Source organism: Paracoccus sp. J39 (genome assembly GCF_000518925.1).
Lineage (GTDB): Bacteria > Pseudomonadota > Alphaproteobacteria > Rhodobacterales > Rhodobacteraceae > Paracoccus.
Window position 1 is genome coordinate 261,181 of record NZ_JAEN01000003.1, and the last position, 21,700, is coordinate 282,880.

The window sequence follows — 21,700 nt, forward strand, 5'->3', positions numbered from 1 at the left end:
AACGATGAAAGCTGCAACCGCCATCCTGACCTCGGCCCTGTGCCTGGGTTTCGCCCTGCCGGCCGCCGCCAACCGGGTGTTCGTCAGCAATGAAAAGGGCAATGACGTCACCGTGCTGGACAGCGAGACGCTGGAGGTGATCGGCACCTATCCGGTCGGCGCCCGCCCGCGCGGCATCACCATCAGCCCGGACGGGAAGGAGCTTTACGTCTGCGCCTCGGACGACGACCTGGTGCGGGTCTTCAACCCCGAGACCATGGAAGAGATGCATACCTTGCCCTCGGGTCCCGACCCCGAGCTGTTCGTGCTGCACCCCTCGGGCAATCCGCTCTATATCGCGAACGAGGACGACAACCTGGTGACCGTGGTCGACACCCAGACCCACAAGGTCCTGGCCGAGATCCCGGTCGGCGTCGAGCCCGAGGGCATGGGCGTCAGCCCCGACGGCAAGGTGGTCATCAACACATCGGAAACCACCAACATGGCGCATTTCATCGACAGCGAAAGCTTCGAGATCTTCGCCAATGTGCTGGTGGATTCCCGCCCGCGCTTCGCGCAGTTCAACGATGCCGGGACCAAGCTTTACGTCAGTTCGGAAATCGGCGGCACGGTCAGCGTGATCGATCCGGCGACGCAGGAGATCACCAAGAAGATCAGCTTCGAGATCCCCGGCGTGCTGCCCGAGGCGATCCAGCCGGTCGGCGTGCGCGTCACCGGCGACGGCAGCAAGGTCTTCGTCGCCCTGGGCCCGGCCAACCGCGTCGCGGTGATCGACGGCGAGACCGACGAGGTCCAGGAATATCTGCTGGTCGGCCAGCGCGTCTGGCAGATGGCCTTCACGCCGGACGAGAAATACCTGTTCACCACGAACGGCAATTCCAACGATGTTTCGGTGATCGACGTGGCGGCGCTGAAGGTCGTCAAATCCGTGCCCGTGGGCCAGCAGCCCTGGGGCGTGGTGGTCGCGCCCAACTGACAGGTTAAGAGGGAGGAAGAACCATGACCCGTTTGCTGACCATCCTGCTGCTCATGGCAGGGCTGGCCGCCCCCGCCGCGGCGCAGGAAACCGCGCCCGATGCCGGCGCAGATGCCGGTGCCGCAACCGACGGCGCGGCCGCGGCCGAGCAGGATGACGATGACGACGATGATGATGGCGGCGAAGCGGCCGGTGCCGCCGGAGGCGTGCACGAGGCGGGGGCCAAGTTCGACTACGGCTTCTCGGGGATCATGGCGCGCGACAACCGCACCGATCTGGCGCCGCTGACGCTGGCCTCGGGCCAGCCGGTCGCGACGGCGGAATACAAGCTGAAATCGGGCGGCTTCTACCGCATCGACATCAACGCGGACGGCAGCCAGGAACTGGCGCTGTCGGGCGGCGATTTCTTCCGCGCCATCTGGATCAACGAGGTGGTGATCAACGATATCGAGATCCGGCCGATGGGCGTGCATTCGCTGGAATTCGACGATGCCGGCACCGCGACGCTCAGCTTCATCGCCATCGTTCCGGGCCGCTATACGCTGTCGATCCCCGGCTCGCAGGGCGAAACCCAGCAGGCGGTGTTCAACATCCAGTAAGCAGGAGGGGCGGAGCCCCGGCTCCGCCTCGGCCAGATGCCGCAGGACGCGCTTTCCATCCAGCATGTCAGCCACAGTTTCGGCCGCGTCCCTGCGCTGAAGGACGTGTCTCTGACCGTGCCGCGCGGCGGCTTCACCGCGCTGCTGGGGGTGAACGGCGCCGGCAAGACCACGCTGTTCTCGCTGATCACCCGGCTTTACGACAACACCTCGGGCCGGATCGAGGTCGCCGGCCACGACCTGCGGCGCGAGCCGGGCGCGGCGCTGGCGCGGCTGGGGGTGGTGTTCCAGTCCCGGGCGCTGGATGCCGACCTGACCGTGGCGCAGAACCTGGACTATCACGCCGCGCTGCACGGCATCCCGCGGCGCGAGGCGCAAGCGCGCGCCGCCGAGGTGCTGGCGCAGGTCGGCCTGTCGGACCGGCTGGACACGCGGGTCTCGGCGCTGTCGGGCGGCCAGAGCCGCCGGGCCGAGATCGCCCGCGCCCTGATCCACCGCCCCGAGATCCTGCTTCTGGACGAGCCGACCGTCGGGCTTGACGTGAAATCCCGCGCCGAGGTGGTGGCGCTGACCCGCGAACTGACCCGTGGCGGTGTCTCGGCGCTTTGGGCCACGCATATCCTCGACGAGATCCGGCCCGAGGACGGGCTGGTCATCCTGCACCGGGGCGAGGTGCTGGCCCGCGGCAATGCCGGCGCCATCGGCGGCGACGACCTGACCGCCACCTTCCTGCGCCTGACCGGAGAGGAGGCATGAGCCACCGCCTGACCCCGCGCATGTGGCTGACCGCCTTCCTGGGCATCGCCCGGCGCGAGACCTTGCGCTTCGTCAACCAGCGCGGCCGCTTTCTTGCGGCTCTGGTCCGGCCCCTGGTCTGGCTGTTCATCTTTGCCGCCGGCTTCCGCGCCGTGCTGGGCCTGTCGATCACGCCGCCCTACCAGACCTATGTGCTTTACGAGGTCTATGTGACCCCGGGCCTTTGCGCGATGATCCAGCTGTTCAACGGCATGCAGTCCTCGCTGTCGATGGTCTACGACCGCGAGACCGGGGCGATGCGCACCCTGCTCGTCAGCCCGTTTCCGCGCTGGTTCCTTTTGGCCAGCAAGCTGGTGGCGGGGGTGATCGTCTCGATCATCCAGGTCTATGCCTTCCTGGCCATCGCCTGGTTCTGGGGGATCGAGCCGCCGCCCGTCGGCTATCTGGCCGTGCTGCCGGCGCTGATGCTCTCGGGGCTGATGCTGGGGGCGATGGGGCTGTTCCTCTCCTCGGCCATCCGGCAGCTGGAAAACTTCGCCGGGGTGATGAATTTCGTCATCTTCCCGATGTTCTTCGCCTCCAGCGCGCTTTACCCGCTGTGGCGGATGAACGAAAGCTCGCCGCTGCTGCACGACATCTGCGCGGCCAATCCCTTCACCCATGCGGTTGAGTTGATCCGCTTTGCCCTTTACGCGCGCTTCGATCTTCTGTCCTTCTCGGTGGTGTCGGGTTGCCTGATCCTGTTCTTTGCAGGGGCCGTGTTCATGTATGATCCGGCCAAGGGGCTCTGGGCCCGGCGAAAGGGGGGAGCATGAGATACCTGGTTCTGGCGTTTTGTCTTGCCGCGACCGCAATGACGACCGCAACCGCCGCGCAGGCGGAAAGCGGCGCCGATCCCGACTGGCCCTGCGTGCAGCGCAAGCAGCCGCATCTGTCGCTGGGACAGATGTGGTCCGGGCCCGAGCCGGACGAGGCCGTGCGCGAGCTGGCCCGCACGCCCGAGATCGCGGCGCTGGCCGACCGGCTGGAACAGCGCCGCCTGCCACTGGCCGAGGCCGAGGCCGAGATCGCCGAATTCGCCAAGGGCGCAGGCAACACCCAGCTGACCGCGCTGATGGTGGCGATCTTCGACCGGATCGACCCGCATCGCGCCGCGCTGATCGCGGGGATCGCGCGCTATGGCCACAAGCAGGTCGATCTGGCACAAAGGATCGAGGATCACCGCAGGAAGATGGAAGAGATGCAAAAGGCCGAGACGCCCGATTTCGACGCCATCGACGCCGAGGAAGAGCAGCTCGACTGGGACATGCGCATCTTCCAGGACCGCCAGCAGGCCCTGACCTATGTCTGCGAGACGCCGGTGATCCTGGAGCAGCGGGTCTTTGGCCTGGCCCGCGCCATCGCGGCGGGGCTGAAATGACCCTGCTGCCCGCCGTCATCCTGGCCGGGGGCCTGTCCACCCGCATGGGCGGCGGCAACAAGGCGCTGCGGATGCTGGCGGGCGAGACTTTGCTGGCGCGGGTGATCGCCCGGCTTCGCCCGCAATGCGGCGGGCTGGCGATCAATGCCAATGGCGATCCGGAACAATTCGCCGCATACGGCCTGCCGGTGATCGCGGACGGCTTTGCGGGCTTTGCCGGGCCGCTGGCGGGCGTTCTGGCCGGCATGGACTGGGCGGCGGGCGAGGGGGCCGGGAGCGTGGTCAGCGTCAGCGTCGACACGCCCTTCCTGCCCGAGGATCTGGTGCATCGCCTGCGCGAGGCCCGGGGGCGCAGCGGCCTTGCCATCGCCGCCAGCCCCGACGAAAGCGGGCGGCTGCGCGATCACCCGACCTGCGCGCTCTGGCCCGTGGCCCTGCGCGGCGAGCTGCGCGAGGCATTGGAATCCGGCCTGCACCGCATCGGCCAGTTCGCGGCCGCCTATGATCCGGGGCGGGCGGTGTTCGACAGCCGCCCCGTCGACCCGTTCCTGAACCTGAACACGCCCGAGGACCTGGCCCGCGCCGCCCGGCTGGTCTAGGCGCCGTATCGCCGCCAGAGCCGATGCAGCGCCATGGCCACCACCCTGGCGAAGATCACCGTCATCACCGACAGCACCAGCAGCGCGGCAAAGACCAGGTCGGTCTTCATCCGGCCGTTGGCATGGATCATCAGCGCCCCCAGGCCGCGCGCGCCGCCGACCCATTCGCCGATCACCGCGCCGATGGGCGCATAGACCGCCGCCAGCCGCAGCCCGGTGGCCAGGCTGGGCAGCGCCGCCGGGATGCGCAGGTGGCGCATGATGCGGATGCGGCCGGCGCCCATGACCTGCGCCAGGTCCAGCGCCGCCTGCGGCGTGCGCATCAGCCCGTCCAGGAAAGCGCTGGCCACCGGGAAGAACACGATCAGCACCGTCATGGCGATCTTGGGCGCCATGCCGAAGCCCAGCCACAGGGTCAGGATCGGCGCCAGGGCAAAGACCGGGATGGTCTGGCTGAAGGTCAGGATCGGCCGCAGCACGCCGGTCAGCCTGTGCGAAAATCCCATCGCCACGGCGAGCGCCGCGCCGAGCGCCGAGCCGAGCGCGAAGCCCAGCACCACCTCGGTCAGGGTGAAGCCGGCATGGCGGGCGATCTCGGCCCGGTTCAGCCACAGCGCCTCGGCCACCGCCGCGGGCGAGGGCAGCAGGAAGGGCGGCATGCCCGCCAGCCAGATGACGCCCTGCCACAACGCCAGCACGGTCAGGATCAGTGCGGCGACGGTCTTCATGCCATCATCCCCCGCATCAGCTCGGCCTGCAGCGCCAGCACCTCGGGTGCGTCATAGGGCCGGGCGGCGGCTTTCGGGCGCGGCGCGGGGACGGACCATTCGCTGAGCCCCTGTTCGCGCAGCAGCAGGATGCGGTCGCCCAGCCGCGCCGCCTCGGCCGGGTCGTGGGTGACCAGCAGCACCGTTCGGCCTTCCAGCAGCCTTGCCGCCAGGTCCTGCATCTGCGCCCGGGTGCGGGCGTCGAGCGCCGAGAAGGGCTCGTCGAGCAGTACCAGCGGCCGGTCCTCGAACAGGGTGCGGGCCAGGGCCACGCGCTGGCGCTGGCCGCCGGACAGGTTGGCGGGCAGGTGATGGGCGCGGTCGGTCAGGCCCACCGCTTCGATCAGCGAGGCCGCGCGGGCGGCGGGGTCGGCAGGGGGCTCTGCCCCCCGCCGCAGCGGCCCCTTGACGGGGCCGCTGCGGCGTCCCCCGGGATATTTGGACAAGAAAGAACCCTGCAGGCCGCCGCGCAGCCGGGCGCCCAGGGTGACATTGCCGGTCACGTCGAGCCAGGGAATCAGCCCGGGGTCCTGGGCCATCAGCGCCACGGGCTGGTCGCGCGTCACCTCGCCCTGGAAACGCGCGCCGGTCTCCAGCCCGGCGATCAGCCGCAGGATGGTGGACTTTCCGACGCCCGAAGGGCCGAGCAGGCAGGTCCAGCCCGCGCCTTCCAGCCGCAGCTCGACGGGGGCGAAGAGCGGCGCCTCGCCGACCCAGGCGCGGCCGCGGACCGAGGCCGCCGCGGTCATGCGCCGCCCAGCTCCCAGAAGGCGACTTCGAGCCGGGTGGCGGTGGCGAAGCGATCCGACAGGGCGGCCCAGCGGGGGCTTTCCTGGGGCGCCGCGCCCAGCCGCTTGCGGATGGCGCTGTCCAGAAGCGCGCCGGCCGAGACGCAGGCGGCCTGGTATTCGGCGCCGGCATAGGTGTCGATCCATTCGCGATAGGGTGTGTCGGGCGCCGCTTCCTGGGCCAGCCGCAGCCCGATCTCGCCATAGCCCAGCACGCAGGGCATCAGCGCCGCCAGCAGGTCGAGGAAATCGCCCGAATAGCCGGCTTCCAGCACATAGCGGGTATAGGCGATATTGGTCACCGCCTCGGGCGTATCGGTCAGCACCTCGGGGCCCAGGCCGGCGCGGGCGCAGGTCTGCACATGCAGGCCCATCTCGTGGTCCAGCAGCGTGTGGACCGTGGCGGAACAGGCCCGCATCTCGTCCAGGTCGCCGGCCTTGACCACCGCCAGCGCCCAGGCGCGCGAGAAGTTCTTGAGGAACAGGTAATCCTGCACCAGATAGGTCAGGAAGCAGGATTGCGGCAGGGTGCCGTCGCGCAGACCCTCGACGAAGGGGTGCCGGGTATAGGCGTCCCAGTCGGGCTGCGCCGCGGCCCGCCAGGCCGCGAAGGCATGGCCATAGGCGACGCTCATTCCGCCGCCCCCACGTCTGCCGCTTCCGCGTCTGCCGCCCCCACGTCCAGGGCCAGGTCCGAGACCGGCAGCACGCTGTCGACCAGCCCGGCCTCGTGCAGGAATTGCTCGAACCGGGCATAGCGGCCCTGGTCCAGCGCCGCCGGCGATTGCGAGAAGCGCGGCAGCGTCTCCTTCCAGGCCTCGGCGTTCAGCTCGTCCTTGAGGTCGGGCGCGGTGGCCGAGAACAGCTGCCAGCTTTCCTCGGGGTGGTTGACCAGATATTGCGCGCCGCGCTCGACCGCGTGCAGCAGGCGGCGGGTGCGGTCCAGGTCCAGATTGGCCGGATTGGCGACGAAGATCAGCTCGTCATAGGTCGGCACGCCGCTTTCCTCGACGAAGAAGCAGCGGCCCTCGGCGCCTTCCAGCCGCATCTGCGTCAGCTCGAAATTGCGATAGGCGCCGATGGTGGCATCGACCTGGCCGGCGATCAGCGCCGGCGACAGCGACCAGTTGACGTTGATCATCTCGACATCGCCGGTGGTCAGCCCGGCATGGGCCAGGATGGCCTGCACCAGCGCGCTTTCCACGCCCGAGACCGAATAGCCGATCTTCTTGCCCTTGAGATCCTCGAGCGTCTGCACCGGGCCGTCGGCCTTCACCATCAGGCAGTTCAGCGGCGTCGCGACCAGCGTGCCGACGCGCTTGAGCGGCAGGCCCTCATGCACCTGCAGGTGCAGCTGCGGCTGGTAGCTGATGGCGTAATCGGCCTTGCCGGCGGCGACCAGTTTCGGCGGGTCGGCGGGATCCGCGGGGGCGACGACCTCGACCTCCAGCCCCTCCTCGGCGAAGAAGCCCTTTTCCTGGGCGACGATGATCGGGGCGTGGTCGGGGTTCACGAACCAGTCCAGGATCAGCGTGACCTTGTCCTGGGCCAGAACGGGCTGGGCCAGCAGGGCGAAGGCGGCGGCAAGGGTCAGATGTTTCATCGATCGTCGTCTCCAAGGGCAAGAAGGGTGATTTCGCCGTCCCAGCGGCGCGAAAGGGCGTCGGCGGCACGCCAGGAGCGCAGGCCGGAACGGCAGGCCAGCACCGCGCGCTGGCCGGGGTCGGGCAGCGGGCCGGTGGTGCCGTAGCCGGGGATGCGCAACGCGTCCGGCGTGGCCTTGCGCGGCGCCTCCTCCTCGGGGCGCAGGTCGATGACCAGATCGTCCTCGCGGATCTCCTCGCGGGCGATGAAGCGCGGGCCGGTCGCCTCGGGCGCGGCGTCGAAGCGGAACTGGGTGAAGCGGCCGTTCTCGAAGCGGATGAACTCGCCCAGCGGCGAGGGCGTCGTGCCCAGAAGCAGCCGCAGCGCCATCTGCGCCTGGATGCAGCCCAGCATGCCGACCACCGGGCCCAGCACGCCGGCGGTGGCGCAGGTCTGGCCGCTGTCGGGCGGGTCGGGGAACAGGGCGCGCAGGCTGGGGGCGCCCCCCTGCCGCTTGTCGCCGCAGAAGCCGCCGACATAGCCCGCAAGCCCCAGCGCCGAGGCCGAGATCAGCGGCTTGCCTGCCGCCAGGCAGGCGTCCGAGAGCGTGTAGCTGGCGGCATAGCTGTCGGCGCAATCCAGCACCACATCAGCCGCCGCCACCAGCGCCGGCGCGTTCAGGGGGGTCAGCCGGTCCGCCAGCGCCTCGATCTCCACCGCAGGGTTCAGCCGGGCCACGGCCTGCGCGGCGGCGCGGACCTTGGGCTGGCCGATATCCTTCATGCGGTAGAGCGGCTGCCGGTGCAGGTTGGTCTCCTCGACCGTGTCGGGATCGATCAGGGTGATGCGGCCGATGCCGCTGCCGGCCAGGTATTGCAGCACCGGCACGCCCAGCCCGCCCGCGCCGACGACCAGCGCATGGGCGGCGCCGATGCGCTCCTGCCCCTCGGCGCCGACCTCGGGCAGGACCATCTGGCGGACATAGCGGTTCATGCCGCCACCCGCAGCCATTCGCGGATGCGGCCCTCGGGGTCGGGGTTGAGCGTGATGTCGGTCACGGCAGAGGCCAGGTCGGCGCCGGCGGCGAAAGCCTCGCGCGCACGGTCCGGGGTGACGCCGCCGATGGCGACCAGCGGCGTCGCGCCGACCAGCTTGCGCCATTCCCGCACCCGGTCCAGCCCCTGCTGTTCCCATTTCATCTTCTTCAGGATCGTCGGCCAGACCGGTCCCAGCGCGACGTAATCGGGCCTGAGCGCCAGCGCCCGGTCCAGTTCGGCATGGTCGTGGGTCGAGACGCCCAGCCGCAGCCCGGCCTTGCGGATCGCCGGAATGTCGGCGGTATCCAGATCCTCCTGCCCCAGGTGGATGAAGTCGCAGCCCAGGTCGATGGCGGCCTGCCAGTGGTCATTGACGACCAGCGTGGCGCGATGTTCGCGGCACAGCTCCTGGCACAGCGCCAGCTCGCCCAAGAGCCGGGCGGGGGGCTGGTCCTTGATGCGGATCTGCACCAGTTTCACGCCCAGAGGCAGGGCGCGGCGCAGCCAGTCGCTGCTGTCGAAGATCGGGTAGAAGCGCGGCAATCTCATCCCAGCACCGCCATGCCGAAGAGGGGGGTGGAAGGCGCGGCCATGTCGCGGGCCTCGATCGGGTTCGCGCCATGCGCCAGCTGCCCGGCCTCGATCGCCAGCGCCATGGCGCGGGCCATGGCCACCGGATCGCCGGCCTTGGCGACCGCGGTGTTCAGCAGCACCGCGTCATAACCCAGCTCCATCGCCTGCGCCGCGTGGCTGGGCAGGCCGATGCCGGCATCCACCACCAGCGGCACATCGGGGAAATGCGCCCTGAGGCTGCGCAGCCCGTAAGGATTGTTCAGCCCCCGGCCCGAGCCGATGGGCGCGCCCCAGGGCATCAGCACCTGGCAGCCCGCATCGAGCAGCCGGCCGCAGACCGACAGGTCCTCGGTGCAATAGGGAAAGACCTGGAAGCCGTCCTCGGACAGCAGCCGCGCCGCCTCGACCAGCGCGATCACGTCGGGGCAAAGCGTGTCGTCGTCGCGGATCACTTCCAGCTTGATCCAGGGCGTCTCGAACAGCTCGCGCGCCATCTGCGCGGTCGTCACCGCCTCGCGCACCGAATGGCAGCCGGCGGTATTGGGCAGGACGGGGATGCCCAGCTCCTTGATCAGGCGGTGGAAATCCTGGCCCTCGCCGCCTTCGCGCCGCAGGCTGACGGTGGCGATGCCGGCGCGCGAGGCGCGGAACGCCTCGGCCATGATCGCGGGCGAGGGGTATTGCGCCGTGCCCAGCATCAGCGGGCTTGCGACTTCGGTTCCGTAAAAGACCGGCATCTCAGCCCCCCTGCATCGGCGCCACGACTTCCAGCGCGTCGCCATCCTTCAGCGTGGTTGCGGGCCGGGCGGCGGCGGGCAGGAAAGCGCCGTTCAGCGCCGTCGCCACCTTGGCCGCGCCCAATCCGATCTCGGCCAGCGCATCCTGCACGGTCGGGCCGGTCAGGTCGCGCGCCTCTCCGTTAAGGGTGATCTTCATCCATGAACTCCGGTTTCCGGCCCTCGAGAAGGTAATCGGCGGCCATGCGGGCCACGGCGGGGGCCAGAAGATAGCCGTGGCGGTAAAGGCCGTTTGCGTAAAGCGTGCCGCCGCGCCGGCGCAGGCGGGGCAGGTTGTCGGGAAAGGCGGGCCGCGCATCCGAGCCAAGCTCCAGGATCTCGGCCTCGGCGAAGCCGGGATGCAGGGCATAGGCGGCCGACAGCATCTCGACGGCCGAGCGCGCGGTGACGCGATACTTGCCGCCGGTTTCCAGCATCGTGGCGCCGATCATGTAGACGCCCTCGCCGCGCGGCACGAGATACAGGGGGATGCGCGGATGCAGCAGGCGGATGGTGCGGGTCAGCGTCACTTCCGGGCAGCGGATCACCAGCATTTCGCCGCGCACGCCGCGCAGGTCGGGAAGCTGGTCGCGGGCCGCCAGCCCGCGCGCATCGACGATCAGGCCGGCGGGCGTGCCCTCGGTCTCGATGGCGACGCCCTGCGCCTCCAGCCGGTCGCGCAGGGCCAGCAGCGCGGCGCGCGGGTTCAGATGCGCCTCGGTGGCGAAATGCAGCCCGCGCGGGAAGCGCCCGGACAGTTCCGGCTCCAGCGCGGCGATCTCCTCGGCACTCACCGGCTGATGCGCCTGGGTCAGCCGGGCGAAGCGGTCGAGTTCCGCCCGGTCCCGTGAGGGGGCGAGGACCAGCGTGCCGCGCCGGATGACCTCGGCGCCATTCGCCTGCCACCAGTCGGCGGCGTCAAGGCCGAGGCGCAGCACCGCCGGCTCGGCGCTTTCGGCCTCGCAATAGGGCGCCAGCATGCCGCCGGCGCGCCAGCTGCAGGCCTGCGCGCCGGGCTTGCCGGCCGGGTCGATGATCCGGGGCAGAGTGCCGCGCGCCGCCAGTTCGGTGGCGATGCACAGCCCCATCACCCCGGCGCCCAGGATGGTGATCGCGGTCATGTCCGTCTCCAGAGCGCGTGGAAATGATGCACCGGGCCGTGGCCCAGCCCCACCGCCAGCTCATCGGCGGCGGCGATGGCGCCTTGCAGCCAGCCATGGGCGCGGGTCACGGCATCGGGCACCGCCATGCCCTGGGCCAGCCCCGCCGCGATGGCCGAGGACAGCGAGCAGCCGGTGCCGTGGGTGTTGGGCGTCTGCTGGCGCGGGGCCGTCAGGACCAGCGGCTGCGGCCCGACCAGAAGGTCGGTACAGGCGTCCTCGCTGGCATGGCCGCCCTTCATCAGCACATGGTCGGCGCCCAGGGCGCGCAGCGCCTCGCCCTGCTCGCGCATTTCCTCGGGCGTCGCGGCGGCGGGGCGACCCAGAAGCCGCGCCGCCTCGGGCAGGTTCGGGGTCAGCACCGTCGCCAGCGGGATCAGTTGCTCGCGCAGCGCCGAGACGGCATCGTCCGGCAGAAGCGCGTCGCCGGATTTCGCCACCATCACCGGGTCCAGCACCACCGGCACCGGATTGTCCGCCAGCAGCGCCGCCAGCCGGTCGGCGACGACTGTGATCACATCTGCGCCGCCGACCATGCCGATCTTGACCGCGCGCACCTCGAGATCGCCGAAAACCGCGTCGATCTGCGCCGCGACCATGGCGGGGCTGACCGGCTCGACCGCAGCGACGGTGCGGGTGTTCTGCGCGGTGATCGCCGTGATCACAGAGGCGCCATAGACCCCGAGGGCCGAGAAGCTTTTCAGGTCGGCCTGGATCCCGGCGCCGCCGCCGCTGTCCGAGCCGGCGATGGTCAGCGCGATGGGATGGGGCTGCAATCCCGACATGGCCCGCCTTTCGTTTTGGCCGGGCATGGGGACGTGGGGCGGATGGGTGGCGGACCGGGAATTGCGGGGCCGCATCACTCTACCCTTCCCTACGCCGGCATGACCCGGATCAGGTTCGATGGGTCGGTGCCCGGCACCTCTCAGCCCCGTGCGGGGCTCCCCAAGTGTATGAGTCTTTCGCGCGACACTAGGCCCCGGCGTCCCGCTTTGCAAGGGCCGAGCGCCGCCGGTCCGTCGCGGGGTGTCACGCATCTGTCCGCCTGGCCGGGCAAGATGGCGGGCGGCCTGCGGCGGTTTCGGGCTTTACACCGCCCGGAATTCCGGCCGATCTGGGCCCGGTGGAAAGGGAAGGATGCGATGAAAAGCGTGATCTTCGACCTGGGCGGGGTGCTGATCGACTGGGATCCGGTCCTGGCCTTTGCGGATGTCTTCACCAGCCGGACCGAGGCCGAGGCCTGGATGGCCCGCATCGACTTTCCCGGCTGGAACCGGATGCAGGACGGCGGGCGCAGCTTTGCCGAGGGGCTGGCCGCCGCCCGCGCCGAGCATGGCGACGAGGCGCGGCACCTGGCGGGCTATCTGGCGGCCTTTCCCGTCACCATCGAAAAGACCGTGCCCGGCAGCTGGGCGGTGGCCGAGGCGCTGCTGGCCCGAGACGTGCCGCTTTATGCGCTGACCAACTGGTCGGCCGAGACCTGGCCGCATGCGCTGGAGCTGCATCCCCGCCTGGGTGCGATCTTCGCCGATATCCTGGTCTCGGGCCAGGTCGGCGTGCTGAAACCCGACCCGGCGATCTTCCGGCTGCTGATGGACCGCAACGGGCTGCGGCCCGGGGACTGCATCTTCGTCGACGACAGCCCGGCCAATGTCGAGGGCGCCCGCGCGCTGGGCATGGACGGGATTCACTTTACCGGCGCCGAGGCGCTGGGCCGGGACCTGGCGCGGCGCGGGGTGATTTGAAGAGGGCCGGCAGGTAGCAGGTCTGCTTTGCGGAAAGCTGCTGTTAAATGATCGATATCGGTGTGACTACAAAACGGTGCTTGCGATGATCCCCACCACCCGCTCCAGATACGGCCAAACGGAAGTGCGGTATCTCGGCGGCGCTAGCGTCGGCGATATAAACACCGTCCGCTCTCGGAAGCTCACCTGCACGGGCGCGGAATCTGGCGACGGCACCTGCGGCATTGCCATGCCAAAAGCGCGACCAAACTGTTTGGACGCGCCGACACCGTAGACGATCATTGCGCGCCACGGCACGTGTTCGAGCACGGCCTTGAATATTTCGGTGCCATGAGCGCGGTCTTCATCCGAAAGATCAGCATCATAGCGCGCACTGGCGCAAGAAATGTTCGTCTGCATTGAGGTTAGCCCGCGTTCGGCCAGCATCTTGGAGAGCCGGGCTAAGTTGGGTCGTGTCTTTGACGGTTTGGTGGTGGCCGCATCATACATCTCCCTGCAGGATCGACCATTGCGATTCCATAGCGCGTCCAGAAACTGATCGTGGGTTCCCACGTCAGCGCAATGAAAGGTTTTTGCCGAACTGGCCCCGACGATCAGGACCTTGACCTGATCGGGATCCGTATCGGTCATCCAAGGACGCGGATATGCACCGCGGCGCGGCATTGTCAGGGAACGAATGCGGTCCTCAAACGTCATCGCGTTTCCGTCTAGCAGATTGCACGCACCTAGATACTATTGCGGTTCGATGGGGTGCTCCGAGCGTCAGAAATGGGCTCACCCCTACCGCCCCCCTATCCCACCAGCTTCGCCACATGGCGCAGCGCCAGCAGGTAGCCATTGACCCCGAAACCGGCGATCACGCCCTCGGCGCGCAGGCTGACATAGGAATGGTGGCGGAAGCTCTCGCGCTTGTGGACGTTCGAGATATGCACCTCGATCACCGGCCCGTCGAAGGCGTTCAGCGCATCGAGGATCGCCACCGAGGTATGGGTGAAGGCGGCCGGGTTGATGACGATGGCCTGGGCCGACCGCCGGGCCTCGTGGATCAGGTCGATGATCGCGCCCTCGTGGTTCGACTGGTGGAAGGCGATGTCCAGCCCCAGCTCGGACCCAAGCGCCTTGCAGTCGCGCTCGACGTCAGCCAGCGTGGTGCTGCCATAGATCTCGGGCTGGCGCTGGCCCAGCAGGTTCAGGTTCGGGCCGTTCAGGACATAGACGGTGGGCATGGCAATCTCCGCGAGGATGGGGGCAATCTAGCCCAGTTCGGCCAGAAAGATATAGCCCGCGCCGTAGATCGTCTTGATCAGCCGCGGGTTCTTCGGGTCCTCGCCCAGCTTGGTGCGCAGGCGCGAGATGCGCACGTCCATCGCCCGGTCGAAGCTTTCGCCCGCCGTGCCGCCCAGCGTCTCCAGCATCTGCGCGCGCGAGATCAGCCGGCGCGGATTGTCGAGGAACAGCCGCAGGACCTCGGCCTCGGCATGGGAGATCGGGGTCTCGGCGCCCTCGGGCGAAGTCAGGGTGTAGCGGTCGAAATCCGCGGACCATCCGGCGAAGCGGATCTGCTGGCGGCCGGCGCCGGTCTCGCGCTGGGGCCTGCGCAGCCGGGCGCGGATGCGGGCCACGACCTCGGCCGGCTCGAAGGGCTTGATGATGTAGTCGTCGGCGCCCAGCTCAAGGCCCGTCACCCGGTCCTGCACCTGCGCCCGGCCCGAGATGATGATGATCGCCGCGCCGGATTCGCTGGCCAGCCGGTGCACCAGCGCCAGCCCGTCGCGGTCGGGCAGGCCCAGGTCGATCAGGCAGGCATCGGGCTGGATACGGCGCAGCGCCGCCTCGAATTCGGTGGCGCGGGCGAAGCCTAAGGTGCGGAAGCCCGCCTCCTCCAGCGCCGCGGAGAGCAGGCGGCGGATTTCGGGTTCGTCGTCGAGGATGGCGATCAAGGGGGCGTCAGTCATCGGTCTCTGCCATGGCCACGGCCAGTTCGGTGTCGCCAAAGGGCTTGGTCAGGACCGGTCCGTCAAGCCCCGATCTGCGCGGATCGCCCGGCGGCAGCGCCGTCATCAGCACCAGAGGCAGGCCGCGGCCGCGCAGATCGGCGCCCGAACCGTCGCCCAGCTGCAGGTCCGACAGGATCAGCGTCAGGCCGGGAAGGTCGGTCAACCCGCGCGCCTCGGAGAGCGAGCCGGCCTCGATCACCGAATGGCCCTGGGCGGTCAGCATCTCGCGGATATGGGCGCGGATGGCGTCGTCATCCTCGACCAGCAGCACCAGATGCGGGTGCGCGGCGCGCAGCGGCAGGCGGATGGTGACCCGGGCGCCGCCGCTCTCGGCATTGCCCAGCCGCAGCGTGCCGCCGGACAGCTTGATCTGGTCATAGACCATCGACAGGCCCAGGCCGGTGCCCTGGCTGCCCTTGGTGGTGAAGAAGGGCTCGGTCGCCCGTGCCAGCGCCTCGGCCGAGAAGCCGGGCCCGGTATCGGTCACCGCGATCTCCAGCCAGCGCCCGGCGGGGCGAGCCTCGACGGCGATCCGGCCCCGGCCCTGCATGGCGTCGCGGGCGTTCAGGATCAGGTTCAGCAGCGCATCCTGCAGCGCGCCGGGGTCCAGCATCACCCGCGCCGGCAGCTCGCCGATGCGGGTGTCGAGCGCGACCTCCGCGCCCAGCGTCGGCCGGGTCATCGCCGCCAGATCGTCCAGCATGGCGCGCAGATCGACCGGCTGCGGCTGGTGCTCGCGCCGTCCGGTCAACGCCGAGATGCCGTCGAGCAGCCGCACCCCGCGACGGGCGGCGGCCAGCGTCGCCTGCACGTCCTCGGCCTGTTCCGGCGGCAGGCCGGCGCGCGCCAGCCGGCCCTGCAGGCCCAGGATGATGGTCAGCAGGTTGCCGAAGTCATGCGCCAGCCCCGAGGTCATCTGCGCCGCCACCGCGCGTTTCGCCGCATGGGTCAGCGCCTCGCGCGCCTGCACCTCGGCGGTGACGTCGGTGGACAGGATATAGACGCCGCGCCCGTTCTGGTCCGGGGTCAGCGCGATGCGGATGCGCCGACCCGAGGGCGGGTGCGTGATCTCGAACACCTGCGGCTGGCCGGCGATGGCGCGGTCCAGATGCGGGCGGATGCGGGCGAAGGTCTCGGCCCCCAGAACCGTTTCGCATTGCCGCCCGATGATCGAGGCGTCCGAGCCGGGAAACACCATCGAGATCTGGTTGTTCGAGAAGGTATAGCGATAGTCGCGGTCCATATGCGCGATATGCGCCGGGACCATGGCGGTGACATGGCGGGTGCGCGCCTCGGATTCGGTCAGGATGCGCTTGGCTTCCTCCAGCGCGGCATTGGTCGCGGCCAGCGCCCGGTTCGCGGCGGAAAGCCGCTCGGCATTCTCCAGCACCCGCTCGGACAGTTCCTCGGAGCGGGCGCGCAGCAGCTCCTCCTGCCGCTTGATATGGGTGATGTCGGTATAGACCGCGATCCAGCCGCCCTGAGACAGCGGCGCCCCCTCGACCGAGATCCAGCGGCCGTCGGCGCGCTTTCGTTCCATGTAATGCGGCTGAAAGGTGCGGGCCTGGTCGACGCGCTCGCGGATCGCGGCCTCGGGATCGTCCTGGGGACCGTATTCGCCGCGATGCACCAGATAGCGGATCGTATCCTCGAAGGTGGCGCCGCTGCGGGTCAGTTCGTCCGGCAGGCCGAACATCGCCTGATAGGGGCGGTTGCTGACCGCCAGCCGCAGCTCGGCGTCGAAGATCGAGATCGCCTGCTGGATCAGGTTCAGCCCCGAGCGGGTCAGCTCGGCATGCCGGTCGTTCGAGGGCATCTCCATTCCTGGCATTGCGCGGTCCCTGTAACAATTCGTAGGATTCAGGAAAAACTGACGCAAGAATTGCCGCTGTAAGCTGCGATTGCCAGAGGGAAGAGGAGCCCTGACGGCAAGGGGAGGAACCATGCAGAACGCTGAGGCGGCCGAGGCCGGTTTGCAGTCGATTCCAGCGTTGCTGGCGCGCAATGCCGAACGCTTCGGCAACCGGCCGGCCTATCGGGAAAAGGAATTCGGGATCTGGCAAAGCTGGACCTGGGCCGAGGCCGCGACCGAGATCCGCGATCTGGCGCTGGGCTTCCTGGTGCTGGGGCTGAACCGGGGCGATCATGTCGCCATCATCGGCCGCAACCGCCCGGCGCATTACTGGGCCATGGTGGCGGCGCAGATGTGCGGCGCGGTGCCGGTGCCGCTGTATCAGGACGCGGTGGCCGACGAGATGGCCTATGTGCTGGACCATTGCGGCGCACGCTTCGTCGTCTGCGGCGACCAGGAACAGGTGGACAAGGTGCTGGAGGTCGGCGCCCGCGCCCCCTCGGTCCAGCATATCGTCTATACCGACAAGCGCGGCATGCGGAAATACGACCATTCCCGCATGAACGCGCTGGCCGATGTCCAAGCCGAGGGCCGCGCCGCCGGGCAGCGGCTGGGCCACGAACTGGACGCGCGCACCGCCGCGCTGGGCTACGACGACACCTGCGTGATGCTGTATACCTCGGGCACCACCGGCAAGCCCAAGGGCGTGGTGCTGTCGAACCGCAACATCATCGAGACCGGCCGGAACACCGCTGCCTTCGACCACCTGACCGAGCGCGAGGAAGTGCTGGCCTATCTGCCGATGGCCTGGGTGGGCGACTTCATCTTCTCGGTCGGGCAGGCCTATTGGGCCGGCTTCACCGTGAACTGCCCCGAGGGCGCGCATACGATGATGACCGACCTGCGCGAGATCGGCCCGACCTATTTCTTCGCCCCGCCGCGCGTCTTCGAGGGGCAGCTGACCAGCGTGATGATCCGCATGGAGGATGCCAGCCGGTTCAAGCGCTGGCTGTTCCGGCATTTCATGGAGGTCGCGCGCCGCGTCGGCCCGGCGCTCCTGGACGGCAAGCCGGTCGGCGGGCTGGACCGGCTGCGCTATGCCCTGGGCAACCTGCTGGTCTATGGTCCGCTGAAGAACACGCTGGGCTATTCCCGCATCCGCGTCGGCTATACCGCGGGCGAGGCGATCGGTCCCGAGATCTTCGATTTCTACCGCAGCCTGGGCATCAACCTGAAGCAGCTCTACGGCCAGACCGAGGCCAGCGTCTTCATCACCCAGCAGCCGGACGGGCAGGTGCGCTCGGACACGGTCGGCGTGCCCTCGCCCGGCGTCGAGCTGAAGATCGCCGAGAACGGCGAGGTGTTCTACCGCTCGCCCGGCACTTTCGTGGAATATTACAACAATCCCGACAGCACCGCCTCGACCAAGGATGCCGAGGGCTGGGTGGCGACGGGCGATGCCGGCTTCTTCGAGGAGGCGACCGGGCACCTGCGCATCATCGACCGCGCCAAGGACGTGGGCCGCATGGCCGACGGCCGGATGTTCGCGCCGAAATATGTCGAGAACAAGCTGAAGTTCTATCCCAACATCCTGGAGGCGGTGGTCTTCGGCGCCGGCCGCGACATGTGCACCGCCTTCGTCAACATCGACCTGACCGCGGTCGGCAACTGGGCCGAGCGCAACAACATCGCCTATGCCAGCTATCAGGAACTGGCCGGCCATCCGCAGGTCTATGCCACGATCAAGGAACATGTCGAGGCGGTGAACGAATCCATCGCCCAGGATCCCATGCTCTCGGGCTGCCAGATCAGCCGCTTCCTGGTGCTGCACAAGGAACTGGACCCCGACGACGGCGAGATGACCCGCACCCGCAAGGTGCGCCGCAACATCATCGCCGAGAAATATGCCGACCTGATCGCGGCGCTCTATGACGGGCGCGACACGGTCAGCACCCGCACCGAGGTGACCTACGAGGACGGCCGCAAGGGCGAGATCCGCGCGGTGCTGAAGATCGAGGACGCCCGGACCTTCCCGACCCGGACCATGCAGAAGGTGGCCGCGGAATGACCCAGACCACAACCACCCCCGACGGCCGCCAGATCGGCGGCGTGCTGATGGACCTGAGGAACATCACCCTGCGCTTCGGCGGCGTCACGGCGATCAAGGATATCAGCTTCGACATCCGCGAGGGCGAGATCCGCGCCATCATCGGCCCGAACGGCGCCGGCAAGTCCTCGATGCTGAACGTGATCTCGGGCTTCTATGTCCCGCAAGAGGGCGAGATCTGGTTCAAGGGCCATCGCCGCGGCCCGATGAAACCCTATGAGGTGGCGCGGTTGGGCATTGCCCGCACCTTCCAGAACATCGCGCTGTTCGACGGCATGTCGGTCCTGGACAACATCATGACCGGCCGCCTGAACATGATGAAGGCGCCGATATGGTCGCAGGCGCTGTGGTGGGGCCGGGCCGAGCGCGAGGAGGTCGAGAACCGCGAGCAGGTCGAGAAGATCATCGACTTCCTGGAGATCCAGAACATCCGCAAGACGCCGGTCGGCCGGCTGCCTTACGGGTTGAAGAAGCGCGTCGAACTGGCGCGGGCGCTGGCGGCCGAGCCGAAGATCCTGCTGCTCGACGAGCCGATGGCCGGCATGAACGTCGAGGAGAAGGAGGACATGTGCCGCTTCATCCTGGACGTGAATGACGAGTTCGGCACCACCATCGCGCTGATCGAGCACGACATGGGCGTGGTCATGGACCTCAGCGACCGGGTGGTGGTGATGGATTACGGCCGCAAGATCGGCGACGGCACCCCCGACGAGGTGCGCAACAATCCCGAAGTCATCAGCGCCTATCTGGGCGTGGAACACGCATAGGGGGCAGGAATGGAGTTTCTTTACGCAAGCGAGATCCTGCTGAACGGCCTGATGGCCGGGGTGATGTATTCGCTGGTCGCCCTGGGCTTCGTGCTGATCTACAAGGCCTCGGGGGTGTTCAACTATGCCCAGGGGGTGATGGCGCTCTTCGCCGCCATGACGCTGGTCGGCATCATGGAGGGCCGGGTGCCCTTCGCGCATCTGATCAACGCCGCCTTCGGCGTGCATCTGTCGAGCTTCGGCTGGACGGTGCCGGGCCTGCTGGCCATCCTGCTGACGGCGCTGGTCATGGTCGGCCTGGCCATCGCCATCGAGAAGCTGGTGCTGAAGCACCTGGTCGGGCAGGAGCCGATCATCCTGTTCATGGCCACCATCGGCCTGGCCTGGTTCCTGGAAGGACTTGGCGACGTGATGTGGGGCGCCGACGTGAAGGTGCTGGACGTCGGCCTGCCGCAGGGCATTTCCGAGACGGTCGAGGCAGCCACCAATGACTGGCTGGGCTACGGCTTCTTCATCGACCGGCTGGACATCTGGGCGGCGGTCATTGCGGCGGTGCTGGTGGCGGCGCTGGTCGGCTTCGCGCAATATACCAAGCAGGGCCGCGCGATGCGCGCGGTGGCCGACGACCACCAGGCGGCGCTGTCGGTCGGCATCAGCCTGCAATTCATCTGGATCATGGTCTGGTCCATCGCCGGCTTCGTGGCGCTGGTCGCGGGCATCATGTGGGGCACGAAATCGGGGGTGCAGTTCTCGCTTTCGCTGATCGCCCTCAAGGCGCTGCCGGTGCTGATGCTGGGGGGCTTCACCTCGATCCCCGGCGCCATCGTCGGCGGGCTGATCATCGGCATGGGCGAGAAACTGTTCGAATATTTCGTCGGCCCGATGGTCGGCGGCGCGACCGAGAACTGGTTCGCCTATGTGCTGGCGCTGATCTTCCTCGTCTTCCGGCCGCAGGGCCTGTTCGGCGAGCGCATCATCGAGCGGGTCTGACCATGGCGCGGGTTGAGGACTCGGGACTGGGTATTTGGAAAACAAAGAAGGCTTCTCTGTTTCACAAATACCCGAATGTCGAAACGACCAAGCCGGGAGGGGCGGATGTTCTATCGTGAGGCGGGCGACTTCAAGACGAGCTATCGCGACGATGGCCAGACCTTTCCGATCAAGCTGGATCGCTGGGGCTATTACGCGATCCTGGCGGTGGCCTTCCTGGTCGTGCCCTTCGTCATCGACAGCTACTGGGCCAATGCGGTGCTGGTGCCCTTCCTGATCTATGCCATCGCGGCGATCGGGCTGAACATCCTGACCGGCTATGCCGGGCAGGTCAGCCTGGGCACCGGCGGCTTCATGGCGGTGGGCGCCTATGCGGTCTACAAGCTGATGGTCGCCTTTCCGGGGGTGCCGATCGTCATCCATATCGTGCTGGCCGGGGCGATCACGGCGGTCGTGGGCATGCTTTTCGGCCTGCCCAGCCTGCGGATCAAGGGCTTCTACCTGGCGGTGGCGACGCTGGCCGCGCAGTTCTTCCTGGTCTGGCTGTTCAACAAGGTGCCGTGGTTCTACAACTATTCGGCCTCGGGGCAGATCAACGCGCCCGAACGCACCATCCTGGGCTGGGCGGTGACCGGGCCCGCCACCACGGCCTCGGCGAAATACCTGATCTGCCTGTCCTTCGCCGTCCTGCTGGCCTGGGTGGCGCGCAACCTGACCCGCGGCAGCGTGGGCCGCAAATGGATGGCGATCCGCGACATGGACATCGCGGCCGAGATCATCGGGGTGAACCCGCTGACCGCCAAGCTGTCGGCCTTTGCCGTCTCGAGCTTCTTCGTCGGCATCGCCGGGGCGCTGTTGTTCTCGGTCTATCTGGGCGCGGCCGAGGCCAGCGAGGCCTTCGGCATCAACAAGAGCTTCCTGGTGCTGTTCATGATCATCATCGGCGGGCTCGGCAGCATCTTCGGCAGTTTTGCCGGCGCCGCCTTCCTGGTGCTGCTGCCGGTCTTCCTGAAGAACGTGCTGGTGGCGCAGCTGGGTTGGCCGACCGACCTGGCCGCCCATATCGAGCTGATGATCGTCGGCGCGCTGATCGTGTTCTTCCTGATCGTCGAGCCGCACGGGCTGGCGCGTCTCTGGGCGCTGACGAAGGAGAAGCTGCGGCTCTGGCCGTTCCCGCATTAACGACCGGACAACCGGCGGAACAAAA

General features: G+C 68.4%; 25 protein-coding genes and 1 riboswitch. Of the genes, 11 read left to right on the forward strand and 14 right to left on the reverse strand.

Annotated features, from left to right (window positions below):
- The first annotated feature begins 4 nt into the window (after positions 1 to 4).
- From L632_RS0104715 to mobA, 6 genes are all read left to right on the forward strand, one after another.
- Positions 5 to 976, forward strand: a complete 972-nt coding sequence (locus L632_RS0104715) for a YVTN family beta-propeller repeat protein (protein WP_036697314.1) — start codon at positions 5 to 7, stop codon at positions 974 to 976.
- A 206-nt stretch (positions 977 to 1,182) separates the two neighbouring features.
- The gene (locus L632_RS0104720; RefSeq protein WP_051416146.1) at positions 1,183 to 1,575 is read left to right on the forward strand and encodes a hypothetical protein; all 393 of its coding nucleotides are present in this window, start codon (positions 1,183 to 1,185) and stop codon (positions 1,573 to 1,575) included.
- Positions 1,576 to 1,611: 36 nt separating this feature from the next.
- Positions 1,612 to 2,331: an ABC transporter ATP-binding protein gene (locus tag L632_RS0104725; protein WP_028716425.1), complete on the forward strand. Its 720-nt coding sequence runs from the start codon at positions 1,612 to 1,614 to the stop codon at positions 2,329 to 2,331.
- Positions 2,328 to 3,146, forward strand: coding sequence for an ABC transporter permease (locus L632_RS0104730; protein WP_028716426.1), 819 nt, complete (start codon positions 2,328 to 2,330; stop codon positions 3,144 to 3,146). Before L632_RS0104725 ends, L632_RS0104730 begins: the two co-directional genes overlap by 4 nt.
- On the forward strand, positions 3,143 to 3,751 hold the full coding sequence (locus L632_RS0104735; RefSeq protein WP_028716427.1) for a hypothetical protein: 609 nt from the start codon (positions 3,143 to 3,145) through the stop codon (positions 3,749 to 3,751). The genes L632_RS0104730 and L632_RS0104735 overlap by 4 nt, the downstream gene beginning before the upstream one ends.
- Positions 3,748 to 4,350, forward strand: a complete 603-nt coding sequence (gene mobA / locus L632_RS0104740; protein ID WP_028716428.1) for a molybdenum cofactor guanylyltransferase MobA — start codon at positions 3,748 to 3,750, stop codon at positions 4,348 to 4,350. Before L632_RS0104735 ends, mobA begins: the two co-directional genes overlap by 4 nt.
- Here mobA and L632_RS0104745 read toward each other — a convergent pair.
- Genes L632_RS0104745 through thiD form a run of 10 tightly spaced genes read right to left on the reverse strand, consistent with a single transcriptional unit; the run spans position 4,347 to position 11,820 of the window.
- Entirely contained in the window at positions 4,347 to 5,078 is a 732-nt protein-coding gene (locus L632_RS0104745; protein ID WP_028711789.1) for an ABC transporter permease, read from the reverse strand. The two genes, mobA and L632_RS0104745, sit on opposite strands and share 4 nt — an antisense overlap.
- Entirely contained in the window at positions 5,075 to 5,866 is a 792-nt protein-coding gene (locus L632_RS0104750) for an ABC transporter ATP-binding protein (RefSeq protein WP_028711790.1), read from the reverse strand. The genes L632_RS0104745 and L632_RS0104750 overlap by 4 nt, the downstream gene beginning before the upstream one ends.
- Positions 5,863 to 6,540, reverse strand: coding sequence for a TenA family protein (locus tag L632_RS0104755; protein WP_028711791.1), 678 nt, complete (start codon positions 6,538 to 6,540; stop codon positions 5,863 to 5,865). The genes L632_RS0104750 and L632_RS0104755 overlap by 4 nt, the downstream gene beginning before the upstream one ends.
- Complete coding sequence (locus L632_RS0104760) at positions 6,537 to 7,508, reverse strand: ABC transporter substrate-binding protein (protein WP_028711792.1); 972 nt, start codon at positions 7,506 to 7,508, stop codon at positions 6,537 to 6,539. Before L632_RS0104760 ends, L632_RS0104755 begins: the two co-directional genes overlap by 4 nt.
- Positions 7,505 to 8,482 carry a HesA/MoeB/ThiF family protein gene (locus L632_RS0104765; protein ID WP_028711793.1) on the reverse strand — a complete coding sequence of 326 codons (978 nt, stop codon included), beginning with the start codon at positions 8,480 to 8,482 and terminating at the stop codon, positions 7,505 to 7,507. The genes L632_RS0104760 and L632_RS0104765 overlap by 4 nt, the downstream gene beginning before the upstream one ends.
- Positions 8,479 to 9,075 carry a thiamine phosphate synthase gene (locus tag L632_RS0104770; protein ID WP_028711794.1) on the reverse strand — a complete coding sequence of 199 codons (597 nt, stop codon included), beginning with the start codon at positions 9,073 to 9,075 and terminating at the stop codon, positions 8,479 to 8,481. The genes L632_RS0104765 and L632_RS0104770 overlap by 4 nt, the downstream gene beginning before the upstream one ends.
- The gene (locus L632_RS0104775; protein ID WP_024842859.1) at positions 9,072 to 9,836 is read right to left on the reverse strand and encodes a thiazole synthase; all 765 of its coding nucleotides are present in this window, start codon (positions 9,834 to 9,836) and stop codon (positions 9,072 to 9,074) included. The genes L632_RS0104770 and L632_RS0104775 overlap by 4 nt, the downstream gene beginning before the upstream one ends.
- A gap of 1 nt (position 9,837) precedes the next feature.
- Complete coding sequence (thiS, locus tag L632_RS0104780) at positions 9,838 to 10,035, reverse strand: sulfur carrier protein ThiS (protein ID WP_028711795.1); 198 nt, start codon at positions 10,033 to 10,035, stop codon at positions 9,838 to 9,840.
- Complete coding sequence (locus L632_RS0104785; protein ID WP_028711796.1) at positions 10,019 to 10,996, reverse strand: FAD-dependent oxidoreductase; 978 nt, start codon at positions 10,994 to 10,996, stop codon at positions 10,019 to 10,021. The genes thiS and L632_RS0104785 overlap by 17 nt, the downstream gene beginning before the upstream one ends.
- Positions 10,993 to 11,820, reverse strand: coding sequence for a bifunctional hydroxymethylpyrimidine kinase/phosphomethylpyrimidine kinase (thiD, locus tag L632_RS0104790; protein WP_028711797.1), 828 nt, complete (start codon positions 11,818 to 11,820; stop codon positions 10,993 to 10,995). The genes L632_RS0104785 and thiD overlap by 4 nt, the downstream gene beginning before the upstream one ends.
- Positions 11,821 to 11,889: 69 nt before the next feature.
- Positions 11,890 to 11,993, reverse strand: a riboswitch (TPP riboswitch).
- Positions 11,994 to 12,177: 184 nt separating this feature from the next.
- Between thiD and L632_RS0104795 the strand changes: the two genes are divergently transcribed.
- The gene (locus L632_RS0104795) at positions 12,178 to 12,780 is read left to right on the forward strand and encodes an HAD family phosphatase (protein WP_028716429.1); all 603 of its coding nucleotides are present in this window, start codon (positions 12,178 to 12,180) and stop codon (positions 12,778 to 12,780) included.
- Positions 12,781 to 12,846: 66 nt separating this feature from the next.
- Here L632_RS0104795 and L632_RS24235 read toward each other — a convergent pair whose 3' ends face one another.
- The 4 genes from L632_RS24235 to L632_RS0104815 all read right to left on the reverse strand — a co-directional run bounded on the left by L632_RS24235 (position 12,847) and on the right by L632_RS0104815 (position 16,608).
- Positions 12,847 to 13,476, reverse strand: coding sequence for a hypothetical protein (locus tag L632_RS24235; RefSeq protein WP_028711799.1), 630 nt, complete (start codon positions 13,474 to 13,476; stop codon positions 12,847 to 12,849).
- A 95-nt stretch (positions 13,477 to 13,571) separates the two neighbouring features.
- Positions 13,572 to 14,006, reverse strand: coding sequence for a type II 3-dehydroquinate dehydratase (gene aroQ / locus L632_RS0104805; protein WP_028711800.1), 435 nt, complete (start codon positions 14,004 to 14,006; stop codon positions 13,572 to 13,574).
- A 27-nt stretch (positions 14,007 to 14,033) separates the two neighbouring features.
- A complete protein-coding gene (locus L632_RS0104810; protein ID WP_028711801.1) occupies positions 14,034 to 14,735 on the reverse strand; it encodes a response regulator transcription factor in 702 nt (233 codons plus the stop codon).
- Complete coding sequence (locus tag L632_RS0104815; RefSeq protein ID WP_156929416.1) at positions 14,728 to 16,608, reverse strand: PAS-domain containing protein; 1,881 nt, start codon at positions 16,606 to 16,608, stop codon at positions 14,728 to 14,730. The genes L632_RS0104810 and L632_RS0104815 overlap by 8 nt, the downstream gene beginning before the upstream one ends.
- A 112-nt stretch (positions 16,609 to 16,720) precedes the next feature.
- Between L632_RS0104815 and L632_RS0104820 the strand changes: the two genes are divergently transcribed.
- From L632_RS0104820 to L632_RS0104835, 4 genes are all read left to right on the forward strand, one after another.
- Entirely contained in the window at positions 16,721 to 18,697 is a 1,977-nt protein-coding gene (locus L632_RS0104820) for an AMP-binding protein (protein WP_028711803.1), read from the forward strand.
- Positions 18,694 to 19,503, forward strand: a complete 810-nt coding sequence (locus L632_RS0104825) for an ABC transporter ATP-binding protein (RefSeq protein WP_028711804.1) — start codon at positions 18,694 to 18,696, stop codon at positions 19,501 to 19,503. Before L632_RS0104820 ends, L632_RS0104825 begins: the two co-directional genes overlap by 4 nt.
- A 9-nt stretch (positions 19,504 to 19,512) precedes the next feature.
- The gene (locus tag L632_RS0104830; protein ID WP_028711805.1) at positions 19,513 to 20,493 is read left to right on the forward strand and encodes a branched-chain amino acid ABC transporter permease; all 981 of its coding nucleotides are present in this window, start codon (positions 19,513 to 19,515) and stop codon (positions 20,491 to 20,493) included.
- Between the two features lie 105 nt (positions 20,494 to 20,598).
- A complete protein-coding gene (locus tag L632_RS0104835; protein ID WP_028711806.1) occupies positions 20,599 to 21,675 on the forward strand; it encodes a branched-chain amino acid ABC transporter permease in 1,077 nt (358 codons plus the stop codon).
- The last annotated feature ends 25 nt before the right edge of the window (positions 21,676 to 21,700 follow it).

Coding starts and splice junctions, on each gene's coding strand:
- thiS (WP_028711795.1), bottom strand. CDS start 10,035: ATGAAGATCACCCTTAACGGAGAGGCGCGCGACCTGACCGGCCCGACC.
- L632_RS0104810 (WP_028711801.1), bottom strand. CDS start 14,735: ATGACTGACGCCCCCTTGATCGCCATCCTCGACGACGAACCCGAAATC.
- thiD (WP_028711797.1), bottom strand. CDS start 11,820: ATGTCGGGATTGCAGCCCCATCCCATCGCGCTGACCATCGCCGGCTCG.
- L632_RS0104785 (WP_028711796.1), bottom strand. CDS start 10,996: ATGACCGCGATCACCATCCTGGGCGCCGGGGTGATGGGGCTGTGCATC.
- L632_RS24235 (WP_028711799.1), bottom strand. CDS start 13,476: ATGACGTTTGAGGACCGCATTCGTTCCCTGACAATGCCGCGCCGCGGT.
- L632_RS0104825 (WP_028711804.1), top strand. CDS start 18,694: ATGACCCAGACCACAACCACCCCCGACGGCCGCCAGATCGGCGGCGTG.
- L632_RS0104775 (WP_024842859.1), bottom strand. CDS start 9,836: ATGCCGGTCTTTTACGGAACCGAAGTCGCAAGCCCGCTGATGCTGGGC.
- mobA (WP_028716428.1), top strand. CDS start 3,748: ATGACCCTGCTGCCCGCCGTCATCCTGGCCGGGGGCCTGTCCACCCGC.
- L632_RS0104735 (WP_028716427.1), top strand. CDS start 3,143: ATGAGATACCTGGTTCTGGCGTTTTGTCTTGCCGCGACCGCAATGACG.
- aroQ (WP_028711800.1), bottom strand. CDS start 14,006: ATGCCCACCGTCTATGTCCTGAACGGCCCGAACCTGAACCTGCTGGGC.
- L632_RS0104750 (WP_028711790.1), bottom strand. CDS start 5,866: ATGACCGCGGCGGCCTCGGTCCGCGGCCGCGCCTGGGTCGGCGAGGCG.
- L632_RS0104745 (WP_028711789.1), bottom strand. CDS start 5,078: ATGAAGACCGTCGCCGCACTGATCCTGACCGTGCTGGCGTTGTGGCAG.
- L632_RS0104795 (WP_028716429.1), top strand. CDS start 12,178: ATGAAAAGCGTGATCTTCGACCTGGGCGGGGTGCTGATCGACTGGGAT.
- L632_RS0104715 (WP_036697314.1), top strand. CDS start 5: ATGAAAGCTGCAACCGCCATCCTGACCTCGGCCCTGTGCCTGGGTTTC.
- L632_RS0104765 (WP_028711793.1), bottom strand. CDS start 8,482: ATGAACCGCTATGTCCGCCAGATGGTCCTGCCCGAGGTCGGCGCCGAG.
- L632_RS0104835 (WP_028711806.1), top strand. CDS start 20,599: ATGTTCTATCGTGAGGCGGGCGACTTCAAGACGAGCTATCGCGACGAT.
- L632_RS0104725 (WP_028716425.1), top strand. CDS start 1,612: ATGCCGCAGGACGCGCTTTCCATCCAGCATGTCAGCCACAGTTTCGGC.
- L632_RS0104770 (WP_028711794.1), bottom strand. CDS start 9,075: ATGAGATTGCCGCGCTTCTACCCGATCTTCGACAGCAGCGACTGGCTG.
- L632_RS0104760 (WP_028711792.1), bottom strand. CDS start 7,508: ATGAAACATCTGACCCTTGCCGCCGCCTTCGCCCTGCTGGCCCAGCCC.
- L632_RS0104755 (WP_028711791.1), bottom strand. CDS start 6,540: ATGAGCGTCGCCTATGGCCATGCCTTCGCGGCCTGGCGGGCCGCGGCG.
- L632_RS0104820 (WP_028711803.1), top strand. CDS start 16,721: ATGCAGAACGCTGAGGCGGCCGAGGCCGGTTTGCAGTCGATTCCAGCG.
- L632_RS0104830 (WP_028711805.1), top strand. CDS start 19,513: ATGGAGTTTCTTTACGCAAGCGAGATCCTGCTGAACGGCCTGATGGCC.
- L632_RS0104815 (WP_156929416.1), bottom strand. CDS start 16,608: ATGCCAGGAATGGAGATGCCCTCGAACGACCGGCATGCCGAGCTGACC.
- L632_RS0104730 (WP_028716426.1), top strand. CDS start 2,328: ATGAGCCACCGCCTGACCCCGCGCATGTGGCTGACCGCCTTCCTGGGC.